This is a genomic window from Citricoccus sp. SGAir0253, assembly GCF_005877055.1.
In the GTDB taxonomy this organism is placed as follows: domain Bacteria; phylum Actinomycetota; class Actinomycetes; order Actinomycetales; family Micrococcaceae; genus Citricoccus.
In genome coordinates, this window is sequence record NZ_CP039424.1 from 1905262 (window position 1) to 1929440 (window position 24179).

Consider the following 24179-nt stretch of genomic DNA (forward strand, 5'->3'; position numbering starts at 1 on the left):
TTCGTGCACAGCCGGGAACGGGACGGGAATCTCCCGCGGCGGCGGCGTGTCGTCGGCGCGTCGCGGCGGACGGCACCCGGCTCAGTGCCCGGAGAACGCCTCCGCGAGCCACCACGCGCCGCGGTCGGAGGCGATGCGCGCGTCGATCACCAGCGGGGCCTGCCGCGGCCCGTCCACCCAGGCCCGCACCGCGGCCAGGTCGGCCACGGAGCGCACCACCACGCCCTCGGCGCCGTGGCCGCGGGCGATCGCGGCGATGTCCGTCACGGGGAACACCACGGTCTCGTAGTCGAAGGGCTCGCCCTCGAAGTGGTGTACCTCCGCGCCGTAGGCCGCGTCGTTGTAGACGATGACCACGAGGGGGATGCCCAGGCGCACCACCGTCTCGAGCTCGGCGATCGCCATGAGGAACCCGCCGTCACCCGTGCCGAGCACCGGCAGCCGGTCCGGACGGGCCGTGGCCGCCCCGATCGCCGTGGCCAGCCCGAGCCCGATCGACTGGAATGCCTGGGTGAAGCAGAAGCCGGCCTCGTCCGGCACGCGCAGGTACGCGCTCGGGTAGCCCATGAAGTTGCCCGAGTCCACGGACACGATGCGCTCGTCCGGCAGGATCGCGTCCAGCTCCCGGGACAGCACGCGGGGGTCGATGAGCCCGCCCCCGGAGAGGTCCTCGGTGGCCACGCGGTTCCACCGGGCCTCGGCCGCGATGCGCGCGGCCATCCGCGGCGTCCGGTAGCCCTGGCTGCGGTAGCCGGCCCCACCGCCCGCCGCACCGGCCATCGCGGCGATCGCGTCGCCGTCGCCGCCCAGCACCGCCAGGACCTCCCGCGCCGTCTCGGCGCAGTCCCCCAGCACGCCGAGGTCCACGGGGCGGTGGGCGCCGAGGGCGGCGTGCTCCACGTCCACCTGGACCACGGTGGCCTCCGGGCCGATGAGCCGGCCGTGGCGCATGGTCCACATGGACAGCGCGCAGCCCCAGCCCACCACCAGGTCCGCCCCCGCGATCACCTCGGCGGTGAACGGGGAGGAGAACCCGCCCGAGATGCCCAGGTCGTACGGGTCGCCCTCGAACAGTCCGTGGGCGACGGCGGAGGTCGCCAGCAGCGCGCCGGTCGCCTGCGCGAGGGCGGCGAGCGGCTCGCGGGCCCCCCGGGCGCCCCGGCCGGCCACGAACACCGGCCGGCGCGCGGCGCGCAGCAGCCCGGCCAGCTCCGCCACCGCGGCGGCCCCGGGGCGGACGGGCACCGGGGCGGGCACCGGCCCGACGTCGGCCCCCTCGGCCGGCGCGGGCTGGGCCTGGACGTCGATGGGCAGGGACAGCACCACGGTCCGCCGCTCGTGCACGGCGGTGCGGTAGGCGCGCACCGTGTCCGCCACTGCCGTGGCGGCGGAGTGGACGCGCTCGGGCACCGCGCCGACGCTGCGCGCCAGGGCGTCCTGGTCGATCCGGAAGTTCGAGCGGACGGCGCCGGCGGCCACGTCCGCGGTGAGCACGATCATCGGGGTGCGCGACTTCGCGGCCTCGCCGATACCGGTCACCGCGTTGGTCAGCCCGCAGCCCTGGTGGGTGGAGACCACGCCGACCCGTCCGGACATCCGGCCGTAGGCGTCGGCCATCGTGGCGGCGCCGCCCTCGTGCCGGGCCGCGGTGAAGGGCACGCCCGCCCGGCGCAGGGCGTTGGTCACGGCGAAGTTGCCGGAACCGACCACGCCGAACACGTGCCCGGCCCCGAGCCGGGCCAGGGCCTGCCCGACGACGTCCGCCACGGTACCGGTCATGATGCCTCCACTTCCTGCCAGGGGTGTCCACTCGTGATGGTATGGCCTGGACACGACCCGGGAGGACCACCACCATGACCGCCGACTCCGGCACCGCCACCGCCCTGGACGGGCTGCTCACCGACCTGGCCACCGGCCGGGTCGAGATCGTCGACCTGACCAACCGGCTCAGCAGCGCCACGCCCACGCTCGAGCTGCCGGCCCCCTTCGCCAACCTCATCGACTTCTCGCTGGAGACGGTCAGCGAGTACGACGAGCCGGGGCCGTTCTGGAAGCACGCCAACATCCACACGGGCGAGCACATCGGCACGCACATCGACGCCCCGATCCACTGGGTCTCCGGCCGGGACAGCCACGACGTGGCGGACATCCCGCTGCCGCGGCTCATCGGCCCCGCCGTGGTGCTGGACTTCTCGGCCGAGGCCGCCGCGGACCCGGACTTCCTGCTGGAGGTGGAGCACGTGCGGGCGTGGGAGGAGGAGCACGGGCCGCTGCCCGCCGCCGGCTGGGTGCTGTACCGCACGGGCTGGGACCGGTTCGCGCAGGACCGCGAGCGGTTCCTCAACGCGGACGCGGCCGGCTCCCACACCCCCGGCGTCTCGGCCGCGTGCGCCGAGTGGCTGGCCGGGACCGGGATCGCCGGCTTCGGCGTGGAGACCGTGGGGATCGACGCGGGCAACGCCGGGGTGCTCGAGCCGCCGTTCCCGGTCCACTACCACCTCATGGGCTCGGACAAGTACGGGATCACCTCCCTGCAGAACCTGTCCCGGCTGCCGGTGCGCGGCGCCGTCATCATCGTGGCGCCGCTGCCGATCGTCGGCGGCACCGGCAGCCCCGCCCGCGTGCTCGCCCTCGTGCCGCGGGGGTCCTGAGGTGCCGGCCGCCGGCGGGCCGGGGCCTCAGGGCCGGGTGAAGGACCTCGGGGTGGCCTACGCCCTGTGCGCCTTCCTCGGGCTCGTGGGGGCGCACCGCTTCTACCTCGGCCACCTCGGCGCCGGCCTCGTCTACGCGGTGCTGACCGTGACCGGCCTGGCGAGCGCGCGGTGGGGCATCGGCTTCCTCTTCGGCGCCCTCGTCATCCTGCTCGTGCTCGTGGACCTCGTGCGCCTGCCCGGGCTCGTCCGGCGCGCGAACGGCGGCCTGTAGGACGCCGGCCCGGAGGACGGCCGGGGCCGGCCCGGTCAGTCCTGATCGGCCCCGTGGTCCTGGGCGTGCGGGTCCGGAGCCTCACGGATCTCCACGGCGTCCTCGGCCGCCTCCGGGGTGGTCGCGCGCACGTCGACGGCCGCGATGTCTCCGGTCGTGGGCGGGGCGGGGGTCAGGACGGAGGCGTAGTCGTGCTCATGCGAGTAGGCCAGGAAGCCGAGGTGCGCCTCGTAGCGGTCCAGGACGTCGTCGATGACCTGCTGGCGGGACACCCCGTAGAGGTCGTAGCCCTCCGAACCGGTCTGGGCGAACACCTCCACGCGGTAGTACACGTCGGTGGCCCGGGACATGGACCCGCGCCCCCCGAAGTTCGGCACCGGGGCCTCCACCACCTGGGCGTGGTACTGGAACGCCCGGTGGTCCGGGATGGTCACCGTGAGCCGGTGACCGGCGATCGTGGAGTCCGGGTCCGGGGTCACGTCCAGCGTCGCCACGTAGCCCTGCGCCTGGAACTCGCGCAGGACGTCCGCCAGGGCCGGCTGGACCGTGCGCTCCATGAACTGGGCGACCTGCCGCTTCGAGGGGTAGGAACGCATTCCCGCGAGACGCTGGCGCCACGACCGCTCGGGGACGTGGCCGCCGTGGGCCGCCGTCGTGGGCCGGCGCAGGACCTGGCCCTCGCGCTCGGCGCGCTCCATCCGCAGCACCTTGGAGAACGACAGCATCACCAGGTAGGCGATGACCGTGAACGGCAGGGCGAAGATGAGCGTGGCGTGCTCCATGGTGGTCACGCCCCCCGCGATCAGCATGGCGATCGTCAGCAGCGCGGTGACCAGCGCCCAGAACACCCGCAGCCACTTGGCGCCGTCATCGGACGGGTTGGGGATGGAGGAGGAGAAGTTCGCCATCACCATGGCACCCGAGTTGGCGCTCGTGAGGTAGAACAGCAGTCCGGACAGCGTGGCCAGGCCGATCAGGAAGGCCGCGCCGGGAAACATCTCCAACAGGGCGTACCAGCCCCGTTCGGGACTGTCGATCGCCAGCCGGGCGAAGTCCGTGTTCCCGTTGAACACCTGCCACAGGGCCGAGTTCCCGAAGATGGACACGATGAGGAAGTCGCACAGCACCGGGGCGGTGATCGCGGCGATGACGAACTCCCGGAGCGTCCGCCCGCGGGAGATGCGGGCCAGGAACAAGCCGACGAAGGGCCCCCAGGCGAGCCAGAAGGCCCAGAAGAAGAGGGTCTGCCCGGCCATCCAGGCGGCGCCGTCCGATTCGTAGGCGAAGGTCTGCAGCGTCCGCTCGGGCAGCGTGAAGACGAAGCGCCCGATGTTCTGGACGATCCCGTTCAGCAGGAACGAGCCCTGGCCGGTGACGAGGATGTACAGCAGCATGGCGGCCGCGGACCAGATGTTCAGCTCGGAGATCCATCGGATGCCCTTGTCCACGCCGGAGGTGGACGCCGCCACGGTGAGCACCACGGCCACCAGCACCAGGGCGATCTGCAGGGCCAGTCCCTCCGGCAGGCCGAAGATCCACGCGAAGCCGATGTTCAGCAGCACCACGCCGATGCCCATGGACGTGGCCACGCCGAACATGGTCCCGAGCAGGGTGACCACGTCGATGGCATCGCCCACTCCGCCCTTCACGCGCTTGCCGAGCAACGGGTAGAGGGCGGCCCGGATGGACAGGGGCATGCCCCAGCGGTACGCGAAGTAGCCCATGGCCATGCCCAGCAGCGCGTACATGGACCAGCCGGCGATGCCGTAGTGGAACATGGTCCACACGACCGCGTCCTGGGCGGCCTCGGGGGTCCCGCCCTCACCGGCCGGGGGCTGGAGGTAGTGCTGGATCGGTCCCGTGACCGAGTAGAAGAGCATGTCGATGCCCACGCCGGCGGCGAACAGCATGGCGACCCAGGTGAACAGCTTGTACTGGGGGCGGGAGTGGTCCGGCCCGAGGCGTACGCCGCCCTCCTTGGACAGGGCCACCCACAGGACGAAGACGATCACGGCGACGACGGTGACGACGTAGTACCAGCCGAGGTTCGTGGAGATCCAACCGACGACGGACTGCATGACCGCCGAGGCGTTCCCGGGCAGGAGCATCGCCCAGAGGGAGAACAGGATGATGATGGCGGAGGAGATCGCCAGGACCCGCCAGTTCACCCGGGGGCGGTCGTCGATATTGATCTCGGCCGGACCGCGGACGAGTTCGCTGCTGGTGACCGGGGCGCGCAGTTCCTCCTCACGGCTCTGCCGCTGCCTTCGGCGGTCGACCGCCGGGTCGGTACCCCCCAGGCGGGTGCGCTCGAGGGAGGACTCGGTGGATGGTCGGCGCGGTGCCGATGAAGTGCCGTCTGCGTCGGACACGGGGGTGCTCCTCTGCTGGGGTACGGGAATGATGCAACATCACCCGGCCACCCGGAACCGCCAGGGTTCCCGGCGCACGCCGGGCGTCCGGGCCGGCGGAATGCAGCCGGCGCATCCTGACTCTATCCCCGCTCCCGTGACGTGGCGCCGGCCGAGGTCACGTCCGGGGCGGCCGCGCGGGGCGCGGACCGGCAGTGGCTACCGGGCGGCGAGGAAGTCCGCCAGGTCCGCCTCGAGCGCGGCCCGGGCGCGCGTCACCTCGGCCACGAGGCCGTCGTCGAGCGCCTGGCGGAAGCGCTGCTGCGGGACCGCCACGCTGATCCCGGCCACGACGGCTCCGGAGCCGTCCCTGACGGCCATCCCGACCGCGCTGATCCCCTCCTCGGTGCCCTCGTCGTTCGTGGCGTAGCCGCGGATGCGCACCGCGTCGAGCTCCACGGATAGCCGGGCGTGCCCGCGCGCGTCGAAGGCGTGGCCCTCCTGCTCGGCGCGGCGCCGGTAGGCCCGCTCGACCTCGGCCGGGTCCATGCCCGCCAGCAGCGCCTTGCCGCCCGAGGCCCCGGAGGCCGGCAGCACCACGCCCTGCCGGTCGCCCACGCGCACGGGGCGCTCGCCCTCAACGGAGGCCAGGAAGCGCACGTCCGTGCCGGCCAGCACCAGCAGGTTGGACGTCTCCCCCGTCCGTTCCGCCAGGGCCTCGAGATGCGGGTGGGCCAGGCGCCGCAGCTCCACCGTCCACGCCACCCCGGCCGGCGGCAGGCCCATGGCGGGCCCGGGCACGTAGCGGCGGGCATGGTCCTGCACGGCGTAGCCGCGGTACACGAGCATCGCCATCAGCCGGTGGGCCGTGGAGACGGAGACGCCGAGCAGGTCGGCGGCCACGCTCAGGCGCACCCGGCCGTAGTCGCGGACCATCTCCATGAGGGCCAGCGCATGGTCCACGGAGTCGATGGGGTACTTCGGCTTCTGCCGCAGGGGGGTGTTTTTCTGCACGGTAGAACAGTCTGGCATTTCAAGCATTGCCTACCTCACAGTTGTCGCTATGATCCAGCACACTTCCGAGCCGTCGTCCGCCCCCGGGCGACCGGCATCCTCCTCCACGGCACCGGCGGGAACCGGTCCGCTCACGCGCCGGCAGGCGATGATGGCCGTCATCGTCTGCTGGCTCCTCGTCGTCTTCGACGGCTACGACCTGATCGTCTTCGGCACCGTCCAGACCTCCCTGCTCCAGGACACCGACTGGGGCCTGACGGACGCCGGCCTCGGCGTGGTCGGCTCCATGGCCTTCGTGGGCATGATGCTCGGCGCCCTGTTCGCCGGCCGCCTCGCCGACGCCCTGGGCCGGCGCCGCACCATCCTGGCCTGCGCGGTCACCTTCTCGGTCTTCACGATCCTGTGCGCCTTCGCGCCGAGCGCCTGGGTCTTCGGCGCGTTCCGCCTCGTGGCCGGCATCGGCCTGGGCGGTCTCGTCCCCTCGGCCAACGCGATGGTGGCCGAGCTGGTCCCCGCCCGCTGGCGCTCCTCGATCGCCACCCTGATGATGTCCGGCGTGCCGATCGGCGGCACCCTGGCCGCCCTCATCGGCATCCCCGTGATCCCGGCCTTCGGCTGGCCCGCCATGTTCCTCGTGGCCCTCCTGGCGCTCGTCGTGGTGGTCCCGCTCGGCTTCGCCTTCCTGCCGGAGACCCTGGCCTCGGAGCAGCGGTCCTCCCGCGCCCCCGCCCGGGGCGCCGGGGACGCCGAGCCCCGGCGCGCCGGCGGCTTCGCCGGGCTGCTGCGCCCGCCGTACCTGCTGGTGTCCGTCATGTTCGCCCTGGCCACGCTGGCCACCCTGTTCGCCTGGTACGGGCTGGGCACCTGGCTGCCGCGGGCGATGGAGTCCCTCGGCTACGACCTGGGCTCGGCGCTGACCTTCGCCCTCTCCCTGAACATCGGCGCCGTCGTGGGCTCGGTCGTCACGGCCTGGGCCGGGGACCGCTACGGCAGCGTGAAGGCCGGCGTGGTCGCGGCCGCCCTGGCCGGCGTGGCCCTGCTCGCCCTGCTGCTCTCCCCGCCGGTGTGGCTCGTCTACGTGATCCTCATGGTGGCCGGCGTGGGCACCCACGGCACCCAGTGCCTGATCATCGCCGCCGTCAGCAACCACTACCCTGGCTACCTGCGCGGCACCGCCCTGGGCTGGGCGCTCGGCGTGGGCCGCCTGGGCGCCGTGACCGCCCCGCTCGTGGCCGGCTTCCTGCTCAACAACGGCTACGGCGCGGGCTCGCTGTTCGTGGCGTTCGGCATCGCCGCCGTGGCGGCCGCCGTCCTGCAGGTGATCATCATCGCCCAGGGCCACGGTGGGCGCAGCACCGACCGCGGCGTGGCGGCCCCGGCCGCCTCCTGAGCCTCCCCCCTGGCCCCGGCACCTGGCCGGAGGCCCCGCCCGCGGGACCGCCGCCCCCTCCCCCAGCGCCCGGCCGGATCCCTCCGGCCGGGCGCTGTCGCGTCTCGCGGAGGACGCCGGCCGCCGGCCACGGTGGTCCGGCGGGGTCCCGCCCGGGGGCCGGTCAGCCGGTCCCGCCCGGGGGCGGCGCCGGGCCATCGGACGGCGCTCCCGGACGGTCCGGACGGTCCGGGCGGTCCGGGTGGACCCGGCCCGCGGGGCCGCGCACCCGGCGGCGCGGCAGGCGGAAGCGGTCCAGGTCCCGGGCGGCCACGACGTCGGCGCCGCCGGCCCGCGCGAGGGCCTCGAGGCGCAACGGCTCGACGTCCTGGTACCGCGAGGAGAAGTGGGTGAGCACCAGCCGCCGCGCCCCGCCGGCGGCGGCGAGGTCCCCGGCCTGGCCGGCGGTGAGGTGCCGGTAGCCGCGGGCCAGCGCGGCCTCGGCCTCGGCGTAGGTGCACTCGGCCACCAGCAGGTCGGCACCCTCGGCCAGCTCCTCGGCGCCCGGGCACGGCGCCGTGTCCATGACGAGGGCGAAGCGCTGGCCGGGCCGGGACACGCTGACCGCGGCCACGTCCACCCCACGCAGGCTCCCCTCCCGCACCAGGCGGCCCACGTCCGGGCCGCGGATACCGGCGCGCTCGAGCAGCTCCGGCACCAGGGTGAGGCCCGCGGGCTCGGCGAGCCGGTAGCCGTAGGTCTCCACCCGGTGGTGCAGGGGGCGCACCTCCAGGCCCGGTGCCACCGGGCCTGCCCGGCCGTGCGGGTGCCGGCGCAGGTCCAGGTGGCCGGTGACCACGGAGACCAGCGCCCGGACCACATCCTCGCCGGAGGCCGGATAGTGCAGGTGGACGGGGTGCTCCACGCGGTCCAGCGCCAGGCGGGACAGCACGCCGGGCAGCCCGAAGCAGTGGTCGCCGTGGACGTGGGTCAGGCAGATGCGGTGGATCCGGCTCGCCGGGACCCCGGCGTGGATCAGTTGCCGCTGGGTGCCCTCGCCGGGGTCGAAGAGCAGGGCCTCGCCGTCCCACAGCAGCAGGTAGCCGTTGTGGTTCCGCTCCCGGGTGGGCACCTGCGAGGACGTGCCGAGGACCACCAGTTCGCGCATGGACCCGAGGCTCCCACCGACGGCGTCGCGACGGAAGGCCTCCGCGCTGGCCCACGCCCACCCCCACGCGGGCCGGGCGCGCTCCGGGCTAGACGACCGGGCCGTGCAGCTCGCGGTGCAGGCGCTCCATCTTGCCGTCCAGCTCGGCGGCCGTCAGGGCGGCGTCGTGGAGCTCGCGGAGGATCCGGTCGGGGACCTTCGCGTCGTACTTGTAGTAGATCTTGTGCTCGAGGCTGGCCCAGAAGTCCATGGCGATGGTGCGGAACTGCACCTCGATGTGGACGTCGATCCGTCCGGTGGACAGGAAGACGGGTACCTGCAGGATGGCGTGCAGGCTCTTGTAGCCGTTGGGCTTGGGCTCGGCGATGTAGTCCTTGACGTGCACCAGTTCGACGTCGTCCTGCTCGGTGAGCAGGTCGAACATGCGGTAGGTGTCCTCCACGAAGCTGCAGGTCACGCGCGCCCCGGCGATGTCCGTGATCTCGGTGCGGATCCGGTCCATGTCCGGCAGCAGGCCCTTGCGGGTGGCCTTGGCCAGCAGGCTCTCGGCCGTCTTCACCCGGGAGGAGACGTGCTCGATGGGGTTGTAGTCATGCAGGTGCATGAACTCCTCGCGCAGGATGGCGATCTTCGTCTCGATCTCCCGCAGGCCGAACTCGTGCTCCAGCAGCATCTGCTGGATGTCCTGGCGCAGCCGGACGAGCTCCTCGGGGGTGAACGTCAGCGGCCCGCTGCCGGTCTGCACGGTGAGCCCGCCCGAGCTCGCGGAGTGCGGCCGCGTCTCCAGCGCCGTGCCCGCGGGCGGCGCGTCCAGCGACGGCAGGGTGCCCTCGAGGGGCGCGGCGTCCAGGGCCGAGGTGGGGTCGAGGGCCACGGCGGTGTCGAGCGGCGGAGGGGTCGCCACGGCTGGAGCGGTGCCCTCGGGGTCGGAGGGGTCCTGGTCGAGGGGCACGGTGCTTCCTGTCTGTCGTGGGCCGCTCCAGCCTAGCGGCACCGACTGGGGAGACCCTGGAGGACCGAGGTCAGGACGCGGTGGCCTTCATCTCCTCGTAGGCGTCGAGGGCGTGCCGGCGAGACTGCTTGAGGTCCACGATCGGCTCCGGGTACCCGCTGAGCGGCTCGAGGGCCTCGGGCAACCACCGGCGGACGTAGGCGCCGTCCGGGTCGAAGCGCTCGCGCTGGGTCTCGGGGTTGAACACCCGGAAGTACGGGGCGGCGTCCGCCCCGCAGCCGGCCACCCACTGCCAGGACACCGGGTTGTTGGCCTCGTCCGCGTCCACGAGGGTGTCCCAGAACCACTGCTCCCCGTCCCACCACGGGTGCAGCAGGTTCTTGGCCAGGAAACTGCCGACCACGAGCCGGACCCGGTTGTGCATCCACCCGGACTGCCAGAGCTGGCGCAGGCCCGCGTCGACGAGGGGCACCCCGGTCCGCCCGCGCTGCCAGGCCCGCAGCGCGCCGTCGTCGGGCTCCCAGGGGAAGGAGCGGAACTCGGGGCGCAGCGGCTCGCGCTCCAGCGGCGGGCAGTGGTAGGTGAGGTGCCAGGAGAACTCGCGCCAGTAGAGCTGGCGGACCCACGCCCGCCGGCCCTCGTGGTCCGGGGCGGCGGTGCGCGGGTCCGTGGTGACGGCGTGGACGAGCTGGCGCGGGGAGAGCTCACCGAAGCGCAGCCGGGGCGAGAGCCGGGAGGTGCCGTGCTCGTCCGCGGGCCGGTCGCGGCCGTCCGCGTAGCCGTCCACGGTCCCGGCCACCTCGTCCAGTGCCGCCTCGGCCGCCGCGCAGCCGGGCTCCCAGTGCCGGGCGATGGTCTCCTCCCACCAGCGCGGCGTGTCCGCCGCCGCGGTGGCCCCGGAGCCGGTCCCGGTGCCGTCCAGCAGGCCCAGCCCCGCCAGCGGGAGCACGACGCCGGCCTCCTCCAGTTCCGTGATCCGCCCGCCGAGGCCGGGGGCGTCCCGGTCCGGGTCCTGTTGGGCCGGGGCGGCCAGCGGTGCGCCCACCGGCAGCTCCGCCGCGGCCTTCCAGAAGGGGGTGAAGACCCTGTAGTGGCTCCCCGAGCCGGTGGCGACCTCCCACGGCTCCACGAGCAGCGAGCCCGGGTGGCTGTGCACCTCGAGCCCCGCGCCGCGCAGCGCGTCCTTGAGCGCCTCGTCCAGCGCGCGCGAGGCCGGCGCGTACCGCCGGCTCCACCGCACGGCCGTGGCGCCCAGGCCCTCCGCCACGGCCGGCAGCACGCGGGCGGCCGGCCCGGCGGCGAACAGCAGCGGGATGCCGAGCCCGTCCAGCCCGGCGGCCAGCGCCTCGAGGGAACGGTGCGCCCACCAGCGGGCGGCCCCGCCGAGGGGCCGGGGGCCGCGCCCCTCGGCGTCGCGCTCCTCGCGGATCCAGAGCCCGACGACGGCGCCGGCCTCGCGCGCGGCCACCAGGGCCGGGTGGTCGGTCACCCGCAGGTCGTCCCGGAACCACAGGACGGTGAGCGGGGCGGGGGCGGAGGTGCCGGAGGTCTCGGGGGTGTCGGGCATGGGGCCAGCGTACGGCGCCCGACCACGGCGCGGGTCAGCGGGCCTCGAGCACCGCCTTGAGCCGGTCCAGGTCCCTCCGGTTCTCGCGGCGCATCATCCGCGCCAGGACGGGGGCGAGCAGGCGTCCGGGACCGGAGGGGCCGCCGTCGTTGCGCAGCTCCATGACCGTCGCCGCCACCGGGGCGCCCGGTCCGCTGGGGCCGCCGGGGGCGGCGGGGGCGGCGGCGTCGCGGAACCGGTAGGTGGTGCGCATGGGGAAGGGGCCGTCGTCGGTGGACATCACCAGCAGCTCCCCCGGGACCAGCTCCCGGACGGCGTACTCGTACCGCAGCGTGCGGCCGGCGAAGCGCGCCTGGAAGGCCAGGCGCGAGCCCACCGCGAGGGGCCCGGCGGTCAGCACCGAGACCCGGTGGATGTTGGCGTACCAGGCCGGCACGTTCTCCGGGTCCATGGCGAAGGCCGCGACCTCGGGACGCGGCCGGTCGATGACGACGTGGGTGGTGACGTCCATGCCGCCAGTGTGCCACGCGCTCGCGGCCCGTCCCCGCGGCGGTGGGAGGCGGGGACGGGCCGGGGGTCAGCGCTCGGGGCGCAGCACCTTCGAGTAGACCGTGGTGCCGTTGGCATCGCGCAGGCTGACGGTGAAGGTGTCGTCCTCGTCCAGGTCCACGTGCCCGAAGAACTGGCCCTCGCCGTCGCGCGGGGACTCGTTGGCGTAGTCCCCGGACTTGGCGAACACGACCTCCGGGCCGAACGTGCCGTCCATCGTGTTCGGCCCGAAGCTGCCGGCGTTGATGGGGCCGGCCACGAACTCCCAGAAGGGGTCGAAGTCCGTGAACGCGGCGCGCTCCGGGGAGTAGTGGTGCGCGGCGCAGTAGTGGACGTCGCCGGTGATGAACACGACGTTCTTCACGCCGTGGTCCTTGAAGGCCTTCAGCACGCGGGCCAGCTCGAGCTCGCGGCCCAGCGGGGCGCCGTGCTCGGCGTTGGAGATGGACTCCTGGCCCTTGCCGTCCGGGACGATGATGCCCAGCGGCAGGTCGCACGAGATGACCTTCCACGTGGCCTTCGAGGTGGTCACCTCGCGGATGAGCCACTGCACCTGCTCCTCGCCGAGCAGCGCGGTGGCGTGCGGCTCCAGGCCGTCCGTGTTCTCGCCCTTGTGGGTGCGCATGTCCAGGGCGAAGAGGTCCAGCTGGGGACCGCGCTCGATCTTGCGGTAGATGCGGGCCGGCTCGAAGCCGGTGCCCGGGCGCAGGGCGCGGGCGTCCGCGATCGGCATGTACTCCTGCCACGCCCGGCGGCCGCGCGCGGCGAGGGTGTCCACGTCCCGCACGGTGTAGCGGGGGTCGTCGATGGTCTCCCCGTGCCACCAGTTGTTGGTGGTCTCGTGGTCGTCCCACTGGGCCACGAGCGGGACCTGCGCGTACATCGCGCGGACGTTGGCGTCCATCATCGTGTAGCGGTGCCGGCCGCGGAACTCGTTGAGCGTCTCGGCGACCTTGGAGACCTCCTCGGTGACGAGGTTGCGCCAGACCTGGCCGTCCGGCTCCACCACCTCGGCCTGGATGGGGCCGTCCGCGTAGACGGTGTCCCCGGCGTGGACGAAGAAGTCCGGGGCGGTCTCCAGCATGGCCCGGTAGCCGCGCATGCCGCCGATCTCCTCGTTGATGCCCCAGCCCTGGCCCGCGGTGTCCGCGGTCCAGACGAAGGACTGGCCGCGCCGGCCCAGTCCGGCCCCGCGCCCGCGGGACCGGCCGTGCGCGGCCGCTCCGGGCGCCGTCGAGAACGTGCCGGTGCCGGACTCGGAGAGGTTCCCGTCCTCGTCCTCGAACCGCAGGGTGTACTGGAAGCGGGTGCCGGCGGGCAGGTTGCCCGCGCTGATCTTGGCCGTGAAGTCCGTGGCCTCGCTCGCCCAGGAGCCGCGCAGCACGCGCTCGAAGCCGTCCTTCCGGGCCAGGGGCCGACCCTCGGCGTCCACGGCGCGGACCGTGGCGACGAGACGACCGGCCCCGGAGGCGCGGGACCAGAGCACGGCCGAGCGGGAGGTGACGTCGCCGGTGGCGATGCCGCTGGGCAGGGTGAGCCGGGAGGAGCGGACGAGGGCGGCGGCGGGACGCGGCGCGGCCGTGGCCGGGGCGGCGGCGAGCGAGGCCGCGGCGGCGGTGGCGGCGGATCCGAGCAGGAGGGAACGACGGGAGATCTGGGTCATGGACCCTGATGATGGCCATGCCGGGCGGGCCGGTTCCTGCCGATGGACGACGGCGAGGTGAACGGCGCGGGACGATTCGGTGGTGGCCCGTGATCCCGGTCGCAGGCCGGGGTTCCCGCTCCGCGTCCGGCCCGCGGTCCGGGCCGGCGTCTCAGGCCTCGGCGCCCGGGGCGTCGCCCGGCGCGCCCGCGAGGCGCCGTCGCAGCTGCGCCCGCCAGGGAGCGGGCAGTTCCGGGGAGGCGAGCACGCGGGCGATGCCCACGCGGTCCCCCCGGTCCACGTTCATCACGCGGTGGATCTCGGCCACGGACACCGATCCGCCGGGCCGGTCCACCAGCGCCATGGCGTCCCCGGCGCCGATCCGGCCCTCCCGCAGCACGCGCAGGTAGTAGCCCGCGCGTCCGGTCCGCTGGACCTCGGCCACGAGGTCGGGCATGCCCCACCGGTCGGACAGGGTGCGGCACGGCCGACGGGGCTGGGTCACCTGCACCAGGGCCTCGCCGATCGCGAAGACGTCCCCGGCGTGCACGCGCGCCCCCGGCCAGCCGGTGACGGTGAGGTTCTCGGAGAACCCGCCCTCGGGGATCTCGCGCCCCTCGGTCCACCAGGCCGCGTAGTCCTCGCGCGCGTAGGCCAGCAGTGCCTTGTCCGGGCCGCCGTGGTGCCGGCGGTCCCCCTGCTCGTCCCCGGGCAGGCCGAGGACACCGAGGGGAACGGGGCCGGCGAGCAGGTGCTTCACGGCCGCGGTCGCGACCTCCCGCCCGCACCAGTGCTGCCGGCGGACGGGCCCTGCGCGGACGGCGACGACGGTCCCCGCGGGGGCATCATCGCCGGCGGCCGAGCCCTCCGGCACGGGCCCCGGCGAGCGGATCGGCTGCGCGTCCATCCCCCCATTGTGGTCATCCCCTCCGGGAAGCGCACCCTGAATCGCTACCGAACAGTAGGTGAACACGGCCGCGCCCCTCCCCGTCCGCCGGCGCCCCCGTCTACGCTCGGTGCCCGTGCACGCATCCCAGATCCCCCCTGTCACCGCCCAGCCCACGCGGCGCGCCGTCGTCCGCACCGGCGCGCTCGCGGGTGCCGCCGCCCTGGCCGGCGCCGCGCCCCTGATCTCCCCCGGTCCCCGGCCCGCCGCGGCCGCCACGGGGCCCTTCCGCCACGGCGTCGCCTCCGGGGACCCCCTCCCGGACGGGATCCTGCTGTGGACGCGGGTGACCCCCACCGAGGACGCGGCCCCCGGCTCCGGCCTCGGCGCGGACGTCACCGTCTCCTGGACGGTCGCGCTGGACCCCGGGTTCACCCGCGTGGTCGCCCGCGGCACCGTGCGCACCGGCGCGGACCGCGACCACACCGTGAAGGTCCCCGTGGCCGGGCTCGCCCCGGCCACGGACCACTGGTTCCGGTTCGGACTGCAGGGCGCCGTCTCCCCCGCGGGACGCACGCGGACCGCACCGGCCGCCGGCGCCGCCGTCGAGCACCTGCGCTTCGGCGTGGTGTCCTGCGCCAACTGGCAGGCCGGGCACTTCTCCGCCTACCGGCACCTGTCCCGCGAGCGCCTGGACGCGGTGCTGCACCTGGGCGACTACCTCTACGAGTACGGCCCCGGGGAGTACCAGGCGCGCGACGTGGTGGTCCGCCCGCACGAGCCGGCCCGCGAGATGACCACGCTGGCCGACTACCGGGTGCGCCACGCCCAGTACAAGACGGACCCGGACCTGCAGGCCCTGCACGCCGCCGCGCCGTTCATCGTCACGTGGGACGACCACGAGTCCGCGAACGACGCCTACGACGACGGCGCCGAGAACCACACCGAGGGCACGGAGGGCTCCTGGCCCCAGCGCCGGGCGTGGGCGCAGCGGGCCTACGCCGAGTGGATGCCGGTGCGCTACGAACCGGGCGGGGAGCTGTACCGCCGGCTGGGGTTCGGCACCCTGGCGTCCCTGTCCATGCTGGACCTGCGAACGTACCGGGACCGGCAGGCCTCCTCCCAGCTCGCCGGGGAGGTCGACGACCCGGACCGGTCCATCACCGGCGCCGCGCAGATGGACTGGCTGCTGGCGGGGCTCACGGAGCAGGGCCCGCAGTGGAAGCTGGTCGGCAACCCGGTGATGATCGCCCCGGTGCGCTTCCCCTCGACGCTGAGCACCGCCGAGCTGGCGGGCATGCACGAGCTGCTGGGCACCACCACGATCGATGGCGTGCCGTACAACGTGGACCAGTGGGACGGCTACGTGGCCGACCGCACCACCGTGGTGCGCCACCTGCGCGACCACGCGGTGAAGGACACCGTCTTCCTGACCGGGGACATCCACTCGGCCTGGGCCTGCGACCTGCCCGCCGACCCGCTGACCTACCCGGTCACCGGGGACTCCGTGGCCACGGAACTCGTGTGCACGTCCGTGACGAGCGACAACCTGGACGACATCCTCGGCGTGCCCCCGCGCACCGGCTCCCTGGCCGTGGAGGCCGCGATGAAGGCCGCGAACCCGCACGTGCGCTACCTGGACTTCGACTCCCACGGGTACTCGGTGCTGGACGTGACCCCCTCCGGCGTCCGGATGGACTTCCACCGGCTCGCCGAGCGCACCTCGCCGGGCTCGGGGGCCTCGCGGACGGCGTCGTACACGGTTGCCGCCGGCACCCAGCGCGTGCGGTCCACCGGGGGCGTGCTGTGAGGGCGCGGGGCGGCGGGGCCCGGGCGGACGTGTCACCGGAGCGGGGCGCCGGGGCGGCGCCGCACCGACCCTCGGCGCCGGGGACCAGCCGGCGGTCCTTCCTGCGCGCGGCGGGCGCCACCGGGGCGGGCGTGCTGCTCTCCGCGGCCGCCTCGGCCGGGTGGGGCGGCACGGCCGCGAGCGCGGCGGGGCGCACCCGCGTGCACGTGCTCGTGGTGGACGGCTGCGGGCCGGACGAGATCACGGCGACGGGCACCCCCCGGCTGGCGGCCCTGCGGGATGCCGGCACGTGGTTCCCCCAGGCCCGGTCCCTGCCGGTCATGGAGACGATCCCCAACCACGTCATGATGATGACCGGTGCCCGGCCGGACCGCACCGGGGTGCCGGCGAACGCCGTCTTCGACCGCGCGCTCGGCGAGGTGCGCACCCTGGACCGCGCGACGGACCTGCGCTTCCCCACGCTGCTGGAGCGGGTGCGGGAGCGGGGGCTGACGAGCGCCAGCGTGCTGAGCAAGGAGTACCTGTACGGCGTCTTCGGGGACCGGGCCACGTTCCGCTGGGAGCCGGAGCCGATCGTGCCGGTCAGCGGACACGCCCCGGACGCGTCCACGATGGACGCCCTGCTGGCGATGGTGGACGCCGCCGACCCGGACCTGTGCTTCACCAACCTCGGGGACATCGACCGGATGGGCCACAGCGACCTGACCGGCACCACGCTGCGCGCGGCACGCGGGGCCGCCCTGCTGTCCACGGACCGGCAGGTGGGGCGGCTGGTGGACCACCTGGTGGGGCGCGGACTGTGGGAGAGCACGGTGCTGGTGGTCCTGGCCGACCACTCCATGGACTGGTCCTATGCCTGGAAGACGGTGTCCGCGACCGAGGTCCTGGCCGCCGATCCTGAGCTGGTCGAGCACCTGGCCGTGGCCCAGAACGGCGGGGCGGACCTGTTCTCCTGGACCGGGCCCGACGTCGGCCGGTCTGCCGCACTCGAGCGCGCGGCGGCCCTGCTGCGCGCCCACCCCGGGGTGCTCTCCGTCCATGCCCCGGCCGAGCTGCGGCTCGGCGCCGAGGCCGGCGACCTCGTGGCCTACTGCCGGGCCGGGTGGCGGTTCACGGACCCCACCGTGGTGTCCAATCCGATCCCGGGCAACCACGGGCACCCCGCGACCGAGCCGATCCCCTTCATGGTGACGGGCGGGTCCCCGCTGGTTCGCCGGGGCCACGTGTCCTCGGAGCCGGTCCGGACAGTGGACGTCGCGCCCACGGTGGGCTCGCTGCTCGGGCTCGGCGCGCCCGCCGGGGGCTACGACGGGACGGCGCGGACCGCGGCGTTCGTGGGGTGAGCCGGGCGGCGGGGCGCTCTCCGCACGGGGCGCCACCCAGGTGGGGTCATCCGACGAACGCGTCGGCGATGGAGACCACGAGCCCGACCAGCCCGGCGGCCACGAGCGTGGCGCCGAGGGCCAGGGACACCGTGGTGATCGGCAGCCGCCGCTCCAGCCGCATCTGCGCCGGATTGGTGGGGCTGACGTAGGCGAGCGTGAAGTCCCGGCCGTCCAGCCGGGAGCGTTCCCCCGGGCGGAGCGGCCGTTCGTGGATGTCCTCGGCGTCGAACCAGCGGGCGCGGGGGTCGTCCGGCTGGCCCACGATGACGACCTCCGTGGTGACCAGGTCACGCTCCCGGGCCCGCAGGACGATCCCGCCCACGAGCAGGGGCAGCCCGATCATCGGCCCGAGCCAGGCCATCACCTCCGCGGCGAGGCCGAGGACTTGGAAGCCGTTCACGCTCCCAAGGCTAGACGGGTCCTCCGTGGCGTGGGTCAACACCGCAAGGGTCCGGGCGGGCGGGACATCGGGGCGCGGGTGGCGGCAAGATGGCGTCACGAGCAGAGGGGGGCCCACCATGCGACCTGCGGCGACCACCCCGGCGAATCGAGCCGCGGAGCCGGCCCGCCGCGCCCGGGCAGGAGGGCCCGCGAGGAGCGCGGGGGTGGCGCTGCGACGCCGGTGGGACTGCACGGCCTCCTCGGTGATGGTCGGTGCCCTGCTGTCGTCCTGCGGGGTCGGCGATCCGCTCGCGGCGACCGGGTCCGTGCCTCCCCCGGAACCTGCGGTGACGTCGTCATCCCCTCACGAGACTGCAGGGCGCTTCGCCAGCCTGGACGAGCTCTTCCGGGAGGTGGACGGGCAGCTGGGCTGTCCCGAGGACAGCGCAGACCACTACTTCATGGTCGACGGCGCGCCGACGGGGCTGCCGGGACGACAGTGCGGGAGCGGCGTGGTGATGGCCTGGTCCGAGAACCCAGCCATGGCGGACCACGCCGAACAGGTATTGCGGGACGCCGGCGGCCCCGTGCCGCGGGCCACGGGCCCGGGCTGGTTCGTGGCCGACGTGTCCGCCGTGGTCGAGACGGGCGGTCTCGAACCCTCCATGCCGGACTCCACGGACCTGCGGAACCTCGCCGGAAGCCTGGGCGGTCGGTACACGGCAGGATAGTCCCGCCTCGGCCGCGAGGGCCGCTGAGCCGGCCCATTCCCGACGACGGCAGCCCGGGCAGGCGGTGGTGCGCAGCGGGTGGGGAGGGCCCGCTGGGGAAAGGCAAAGCCCCCGGCCCTGGGGGCCGGGGGCTGCATGGTTGCGGGGGCAAGATTTGAACTTGCGACCTCCGGGTTATGAGCCCGGCGAGCTACCGAACTGCTCCACCCCGCGTCGGAGACATTGATCCTACAGGCCCGTGGAGAGATACCCAAATTGACGCTCCTGTCGGGACGCACCTGCCATCCTCGAGCGGCCTGCCGCACGATGCCCCGCTCGCCCCGGGCGCCAGCCCCGAGACGCAGCACGAGGCCAAGGCCACCGGCAGGCCCATGTGCGGCATCTTCGCGGGAACGGCCGAGTTCGAACGCCAGCTGATCCCCGAACGCCCGAGGGCCCGGCTGGCCGGCGGCCGCGATCGGGTTCGCCCGGACGGCCTGCCGTACGAGATGCTCACGACCATGATCCTCCCGGCGCCGGTGAACACGCCGAGGCACGGTTCCCGTGGACGCCGCCTCCAGGCTGCGGGTTGGCGACGACCGATCGCGGGACGTGTCCGTTTGGCACCCCCCACCGGCCAGACCACCGGACCGGTCCTCTGGGACGCTGGCCAAGGGGCTGCGACCTCGGTCCACGTCGACTCGGGAAGGTCCGGTGGGGGTTCGTCTCCTGAAACGTTGGGCACAGGGTGGCCTGGTCACTCGGAGGGTCACGATTTCCAGGACGCCGAGATCCTCCCGCCGTCTGATCTTCGTGACTCGCTCACCCGGGTCACGAGAAGGCCGGGCACGGACCATTCATGAGACCACCCCTGCAGGAGTTGTCAGAAACTCTTGCTGGCCGGGCAAGGACATCGTTCCTTGCATTCCTCTCACCCTCTTCGACTCCATTCAAGAACCGGCGAGCCGAACGCTGGATCGTGGACGACCAGGACCATTGTCCGTAACGGGCTCTCCGCGGCTCGCGCCTGGGCTTGCGAGGGATCACTGATGGCGGGAGCGGTCCAGGTATGGTCCATGACCCTCAGAGCGAATTTCCTGACCTAGGTGTCAACGACAGTCGTAAAGGGGGCGGTGCACGACTACAGGGCGTTGACTGAGGCGTCTCCTGCTGATTGGTTATTCCCGTCACTCGCACCAAAGCACAGGGGGAACAGTGAAATTTCGTGGAATAGCCACCGGACTGGCCGGCCTTGCCCTGGCGACAGGGATGGTGGCGGCCGGGCCAGCACCTGCAGCCCAGGCGGTGCCCTATGCCTGCACGATGACCGTGAGCGGCCGAGACCTGGGGTGGTACGGCGACGTGAGGTGCTACCAGGGATATGGGGGGTATCGAGCCGTCGCAAAGTGCAATGGCTTCGGCGGGACCGCCTATGGCAACTGGGTGGGAGTCGGACAGCGTTCCAGCGCGTGGTGCGGGTGGTGGGGCGTCAGCTCGGTCTGGTATCAGACGCGCTAGGGCTGACCTGGGGCCTCAGGAAGTCCTAACGCGGAGCCCCGGACTTCGACTCACGGCGCCATGCCTCCCAGAGCGAGGCGCCGTGAGTCGCCTCTGCCTAGGGCAACACTCTTGAGTAGTCCTCCAACCCCGTCAGGTTGGGGGGGCACCCGGTCGGACCCGGTCTAGCTGACGTCATCGTCGAACGCTGAGCACGTCGGCGTTGGTTCGCGTCGACACGGCAGTCGACTAAGTCGAAGGCCACCCGTAGGGGATCCCGCCCTGGTCCTCACCGTCCAGGACTTCCCGGCAACGGCCATGGTCTCCAGACCGAGGTGGTCGCGGACGTGCCTGGGCCGGTTGACGCCCCCGGTGAGGGCGCCGCGCAGGTCCACGTCCGCCAACCCGGTGATGGCGACGGGCTTGTCATCCTTGGTGAAGGACTGGACCTGGCCGATGGGTCGGGGTCGGCTGGTCGGTCGTCGGAGCTTGGGTTGGCGTAGCATCGCTGACGCGAGCGTCCTTGCTCAGTGAATGGAGCAGTCATGATCCTCCCAGCACCGAAGCCCGTCACCAGGAATCCGGGCCGCCTCGCCCCCGGCGCCAAGGCCCTCGTCGTGGTCGTGGCATCGTGACTAGGATCGTCGTGTCGATGTGGACCACCCTCGACGGGTACGTGGCCGGCCCCGCCGACGAGATGGACTGGCTGGAACCCGACGACCGCATGATGGCCTACGAGACGGCCCTCGTCGCCGACGCCGACGCGCTCCTGCTGGGTCGGGTGACCCACGGGGATTTCGCCGGAACGTGGCCCGCGGTCGCCCGGAACGAGGCGGAGCCACCGGCGGTGCGCCACTACGCGCGGCGCGTGGACGAGATGCCCAAGATCGTGGTCTCGGGATCGGGACAGACCACGGCCTGGGCCAACACCTCGCACCTGGAGGCCCTCGATGCCCAGACCGTGGCCCGGATCAAGGACGGGGACGACGGCTACCTCGTCGTCTACGGCAGCCTGACCCTCATCGCTTCCCTCCAAGGACTCGACGCCATCGACGAGTACCACCTGCTGGTGCACCCCACCGCGATCTGCCAGGGCAAGGCGTTGTTCGCCTCACCCACCCGGTTGCGGCTCCTCTCGGCCGAGACCTTCCCCTCCGGTGTGACGTTGATGCGCCACACCCCGCGCTGAGCGCACCAAGCGAACCGGAGGCGCTGGTCGACGGGCCGCCTCCATCGAAGGGCGATCGCCCTTGGCGCTGCCCGAGTACCTGGCCGCCGTCGAGGCCTAGACCGACGTGTGGCTGAACTCCCTGTGGAACTCCGTCGGCGGTGGATACACCGACGAGGCCTCCTTGCGTCACCTCGACCTGGGTGGCAGGCCCTGGTGGACAGGAGCGCCGATGGTGGATGCGTGCGACCTCGACGGGGCGCACACGGGTGATGACAGCAGCGGGGCCGGCCTCAGACACCGGCCCCGCTGCAAGGTCCGAGCGCCTGCCGCCTCCGGGATCCTCCCGGGCCGCGAAGGCCGCGGCGACGGTCGTGGCCAGGGCTCCGGAGGGGGACGGCCGGCATCCCCCTCGGGGGTGGGGCCACCCTTGCGCTATACCCCCAGGGGGTATATACCGGGAGGGAGGACATGACCCCGGCACCGAACCGCAGTCCTGATCAACGACCATCGTCTCGGCTGGCCGGCAACCGAGTGGAAGGAAGCCATGAGTACCGCGCCTCATCACGATCCGCACGAGCACGCACACCACGCCGACCACGACACGCACGGCCAGGCGATGCCGGAGGGGCACTTCCACTCCGCCGTGGACGAGGAGCACCAGGTCCACTCCCACGGGGAGCACGCCGGGCACAGCGTGGCCATGTTCAAGAACAGGTTCTGGCTCTCGCTGGCACTGTCCGTCCCCGTGGTGGTCTTCAGCCCGATGTTCGCCCACCTGCTGGGCTACCACCTGCCCGAGTTCCCCGGCTCCGCGTGGATCCCCCCGGTGCTCGGCACGGTCATCTTCGTCTACGGCGGCACCCCGTTCCTCCAGGGCGGCTGGCGTGAGCTGCGCTCCCGCCAGCCGGGGATGATGCTGCTCATCTCGCTGGCCATCGCGGTGGCCTTCCTCGCCTCCTGGGTCACCACCCTGGGCCTCGGCGGGTTCGACCTCGACTTCTGGTGGGAGCTGGCCCTGCTGGTGACCATCATGCTGCTGGGCCACTGGATGGAGATGCGCGCCCTCGGGGCGGCCTCCTCGGCACTGGACGCCCTGGCGGCGCTGCTGCCGGACGAGGCCGAGAGGATCGTGGACGGCAACCCCGTCACCGTGCCGATCTCGGCCCTGGCCGTGGGCGACGTGGTGCTGGTCCGGGCCGGGGCCCGGGTGCCGGCCGACGGTCAGATCGTGGACGGGTCCGCGGAGTTCGACGAGGCGATGATCACGGGCGAGTCGAAGGCGGTCTCCCGCGGCGTGGGGGACACCGTGGTGGCCGGGACCGTCGCCACGGACAACACCGTGCGGGTCCGCATCGAGGCCGTGGGCGAGGACACGGCGCTGGCCGGGATCCAGCGGATGGTCGCGGAGGCGCAGGAGTCGTCCTCGCGCGCCCAGGCCCTCGCCGACCGTGCCGCCGCCCTGCTGTTCTGGTTCGCCCTGGTTGCCGGCATCCTCACCGCGATCGCCTGGACGTGGCTGGGCAGCCCGGATGACGCGGTCACCCGGACGGTCACCGTGCTGGTCATCGCCTGCCCGCACGCGCTGGGCCTGGCCATCCCGCTGGTCATCGCGATCTCCACGGAGCGCGCCGCGCGGGCGGGGGTGCTCATCAAGGACCGGCTGGCCCTGGAGCGGATGCGCACCATCGACGTGGTCCTGTTCGACAAGACCGGCACCCTCACCGAGGGCGCCCACGCGGTCACGGGCCTCGCGCCCCGGCCCGGCGTCTCCGAGGCCCGCCTGCTGGCCCTCGCCGCCGCGGCCGAGGCCGACAGCGAGCACCCGGTCGCCCGCGCCATCGTCACCGCGGCCGCCGACCACCCCGAGGCCTCCGCCCAGCGGCTGCACGGCACCGGGTTCACCGCGGCCAGCGGCCGCGGGGTCCGTGCCACCGTGGACGGGGCCGAGGTGCTCGTCGGCGGGCCGAACATGCTCCGCGAGCTGGGTCTGGACACGCCCGCCGAGCTGCGGGCCGACGTCGAGGGCTGGGTGGGCCGCGGGGCCGGCGTCCTGCACGTCATCGCCGACGGCGAGGTCCTGGGCGCCCTGGCCCTGGAGGACCGGGTGCGCCCCGAGTCCCGGGCCGCCGTGCTGGCCCTGCAGGACCGCGGGCTCAAGGTCGCGATGATCACCGGGGACGCGCAGCAGGTGGCCCGGGCCGTGGGCGCCGACCTGGGCATCGACGAGGTCTTCGCCGAGGTGCTGCCCCAGGACAAGGACGCCGCGGTCGCCGAGCTGCAGTCCCGCGGACTGGGCGTGGCCATGGTGGGCGACGGCGTCAACGACGCCCCCGCCCTGGCCCGCGCGGAGGTCGGCATCGCCATCGGCGCCGGCACCGACGTGGCCATGGAATCGGCCGGCGTCGTGCTGGCAGGCAATGACCCGCGGGCCGTGCTGTCCATGATCGACCTGTCCCGGGCCAGCTACCGCAAGATGATCCAGAACCTCGTCTGGGCCGCCGGGTACAACGTCATCTCGGTCCCGCTGGCCGCCGGCGTCCTGGCCCCGGTCGGGTTCCTGCTCTCGCCGGCGGTCGGGGCGATCCTCATGTCCGTCTCCACCATCGTGGTGGCCCTCAACGCCCAGCTCCTGCGCCGGATCGACCTCGCCCCGGCCCACCTGGCCCCCCTCGGGTCCGAGGACCGGAGTGGCGCGGCGCGGCCCACGGCGGCCGCCGCCCGCTGACCCCTCCCCCGGCCGGCGCAGGACCACGAGCGGGGCGTCGAGGGCGAGGTCGAACCCACCCCTGGCCCGAACGGGCC

Annotated in this window: 18 protein-coding genes and 1 tRNA gene; 8 read left to right on the top strand and 11 right to left on the bottom strand. The window is 73.7% G+C overall.

The genetic code is table 11. From position 1 onward, the window contains the following. Nucleotides 1-81: 81 nt before the first annotated feature. Nucleotides 82-1779, bottom strand: a complete 1698-nt coding sequence (locus E7744_RS08435) for a thiamine pyrophosphate-binding protein (RefSeq protein WP_137773732.1) — start codon at nt 1777-1779, stop codon at nt 82-84. Nucleotides 1780-1853: 74 nt separating this feature from the next. Here E7744_RS08435 and E7744_RS08440 point away from each other — a divergent pair, with 74 nt between their 5' ends. Both E7744_RS08440 and E7744_RS08445 read left to right on the top strand, forming a co-directional pair. Next, a complete protein-coding gene (locus E7744_RS08440; RefSeq protein WP_137773733.1) occupies nt 1854-2651 on the top strand; it encodes a cyclase family protein in 798 nt (265 codons plus the stop codon). 52 nt (nt 2652-2703) lie between these two features. Continuing rightward, complete coding sequence (locus tag E7744_RS08445; protein ID WP_168199786.1) at nt 2704-2925, top strand: NINE protein; 222 nt, start codon at nt 2704-2706, stop codon at nt 2923-2925. 35 nt (nt 2926-2960) lie between these two features. Here E7744_RS08445 and betT read toward each other — a convergent pair whose 3' ends face one another. Both betT and E7744_RS08455 read right to left on the bottom strand, forming a co-directional pair. Beyond that, the gene (gene betT, locus E7744_RS08450; protein WP_137773735.1) at nt 2961-5297 is read right to left on the bottom strand and encodes a choline BCCT transporter BetT; all 2337 of its coding nucleotides are present in this window, start codon (nt 5295-5297) and stop codon (nt 2961-2963) included. Between the two features lie 198 nt (nt 5298-5495). Next, the gene (locus E7744_RS08455; protein ID WP_137773736.1) at nt 5496-6290 is read right to left on the bottom strand and encodes an IclR family transcriptional regulator; all 795 of its coding nucleotides are present in this window, start codon (nt 6288-6290) and stop codon (nt 5496-5498) included. 49 nt (nt 6291-6339) lie between these two features. Here E7744_RS08455 and E7744_RS08460 point away from each other — a divergent pair, with 49 nt between their 5' ends. Beyond that, nucleotides 6340-7680 (top strand): MFS transporter, encoded by a 1341-nt coding sequence (locus E7744_RS08460; RefSeq protein WP_371415332.1) that lies wholly within the window; start codon nt 6340-6342, stop codon nt 7678-7680. Nucleotides 7681-7843: 163 nt separating this feature from the next. Here the strand turns inward: E7744_RS08460 and E7744_RS08465 are convergent, their stop codons facing one another. The 6 genes from E7744_RS08465 to E7744_RS08490 form a co-directional block, all read right to left on the bottom strand. Next, entirely contained in the window at nt 7844-8827 is a 984-nt protein-coding gene (locus tag E7744_RS08465; RefSeq protein WP_137773738.1) for a ribonuclease Z, read from the bottom strand. 88 nt (nt 8828-8915) lie between these two features. Continuing rightward, nucleotides 8916-9500: a GTP pyrophosphokinase family protein gene (locus E7744_RS08470; RefSeq protein WP_137774947.1), complete on the bottom strand. Its 585-nt coding sequence runs from the start codon at nt 9498-9500 to the stop codon at nt 8916-8918. 349 nt (nt 9501-9849) lie between these two features. Then, on the bottom strand, nt 9850-11346 hold the full coding sequence (locus tag E7744_RS08475; RefSeq protein WP_137773739.1) for a deoxyribodipyrimidine photo-lyase: 1497 nt from the start codon (nt 11344-11346) through the stop codon (nt 9850-9852). 34 nt (nt 11347-11380) lie between these two features. Further along, on the bottom strand, nt 11381-11857 hold the full coding sequence (locus tag E7744_RS08480; protein WP_137773740.1) for an SRPBCC family protein: 477 nt from the start codon (nt 11855-11857) through the stop codon (nt 11381-11383). A gap of 66 nt (nt 11858-11923) precedes the next feature. Beyond that, nucleotides 11924-13558: an alkaline phosphatase gene (locus tag E7744_RS08485; protein WP_137773741.1), complete on the bottom strand. Its 1635-nt coding sequence runs from the start codon at nt 13556-13558 to the stop codon at nt 11924-11926. A 151-nt stretch (nt 13559-13709) separates the two neighbouring features. Beyond that, entirely contained in the window at nt 13710-14444 is a 735-nt protein-coding gene (locus E7744_RS08490) for an MOSC domain-containing protein (RefSeq protein WP_137773742.1), read from the bottom strand. A gap of 115 nt (nt 14445-14559) precedes the next feature. On the opposite strand from E7744_RS08490, the gene E7744_RS08495 reads away from it, so the two are divergent. Next, nucleotides 14560-16233: an alkaline phosphatase gene (locus E7744_RS08495; RefSeq protein ID WP_246858367.1), complete on the top strand. Its 1674-nt coding sequence runs from the start codon at nt 14560-14562 to the stop codon at nt 16231-16233. A gap of 29 nt (nt 16234-16262) precedes the next feature. After that, nucleotides 16263-17576, top strand: a complete 1314-nt coding sequence (locus E7744_RS08500) for an alkaline phosphatase family protein (RefSeq protein WP_137773743.1) — start codon at nt 16263-16265, stop codon at nt 17574-17576. 46 nt (nt 17577-17622) lie between these two features. Here the strand turns inward: E7744_RS08500 and E7744_RS08505 are convergent, their stop codons facing one another. Further along, nucleotides 17623-18018, bottom strand: a complete 396-nt coding sequence (locus tag E7744_RS08505) for a hypothetical protein (RefSeq protein WP_137773744.1) — start codon at nt 18016-18018, stop codon at nt 17623-17625. A gap of 205 nt (nt 18019-18223) precedes the next feature. Between E7744_RS08505 and E7744_RS08510 the strand changes: the two genes are divergently transcribed. Further along, nucleotides 18224-18730 (top strand): hypothetical protein, encoded by a 507-nt coding sequence (locus E7744_RS08510; protein WP_137773745.1) that lies wholly within the window; start codon nt 18224-18226, stop codon nt 18728-18730. Between the two features lie 136 nt (nt 18731-18866). Here E7744_RS08510 and E7744_RS08515 read toward each other — a convergent pair. Next, nucleotides 18867-18943: transfer RNA gene (locus tag E7744_RS08515), tRNA-Met, on the bottom strand. A 1915-nt stretch (nt 18944-20858) separates the two neighbouring features. Here E7744_RS08515 and E7744_RS08525 point away from each other — a divergent pair. After that, nucleotides 20859-21395 (top strand): dihydrofolate reductase family protein, encoded by a 537-nt coding sequence (locus E7744_RS08525; protein WP_246858638.1) that lies wholly within the window; start codon nt 20859-20861, stop codon nt 21393-21395. Between the two features lie 682 nt (nt 21396-22077). Continuing rightward, the gene (locus tag E7744_RS08530; RefSeq protein WP_246858639.1) at nt 22078-24102 is read left to right on the top strand and encodes a copper-translocating P-type ATPase; all 2025 of its coding nucleotides are present in this window, start codon (nt 22078-22080) and stop codon (nt 24100-24102) included. Nucleotides 24103-24179: the final 77 nt, after the last annotated feature.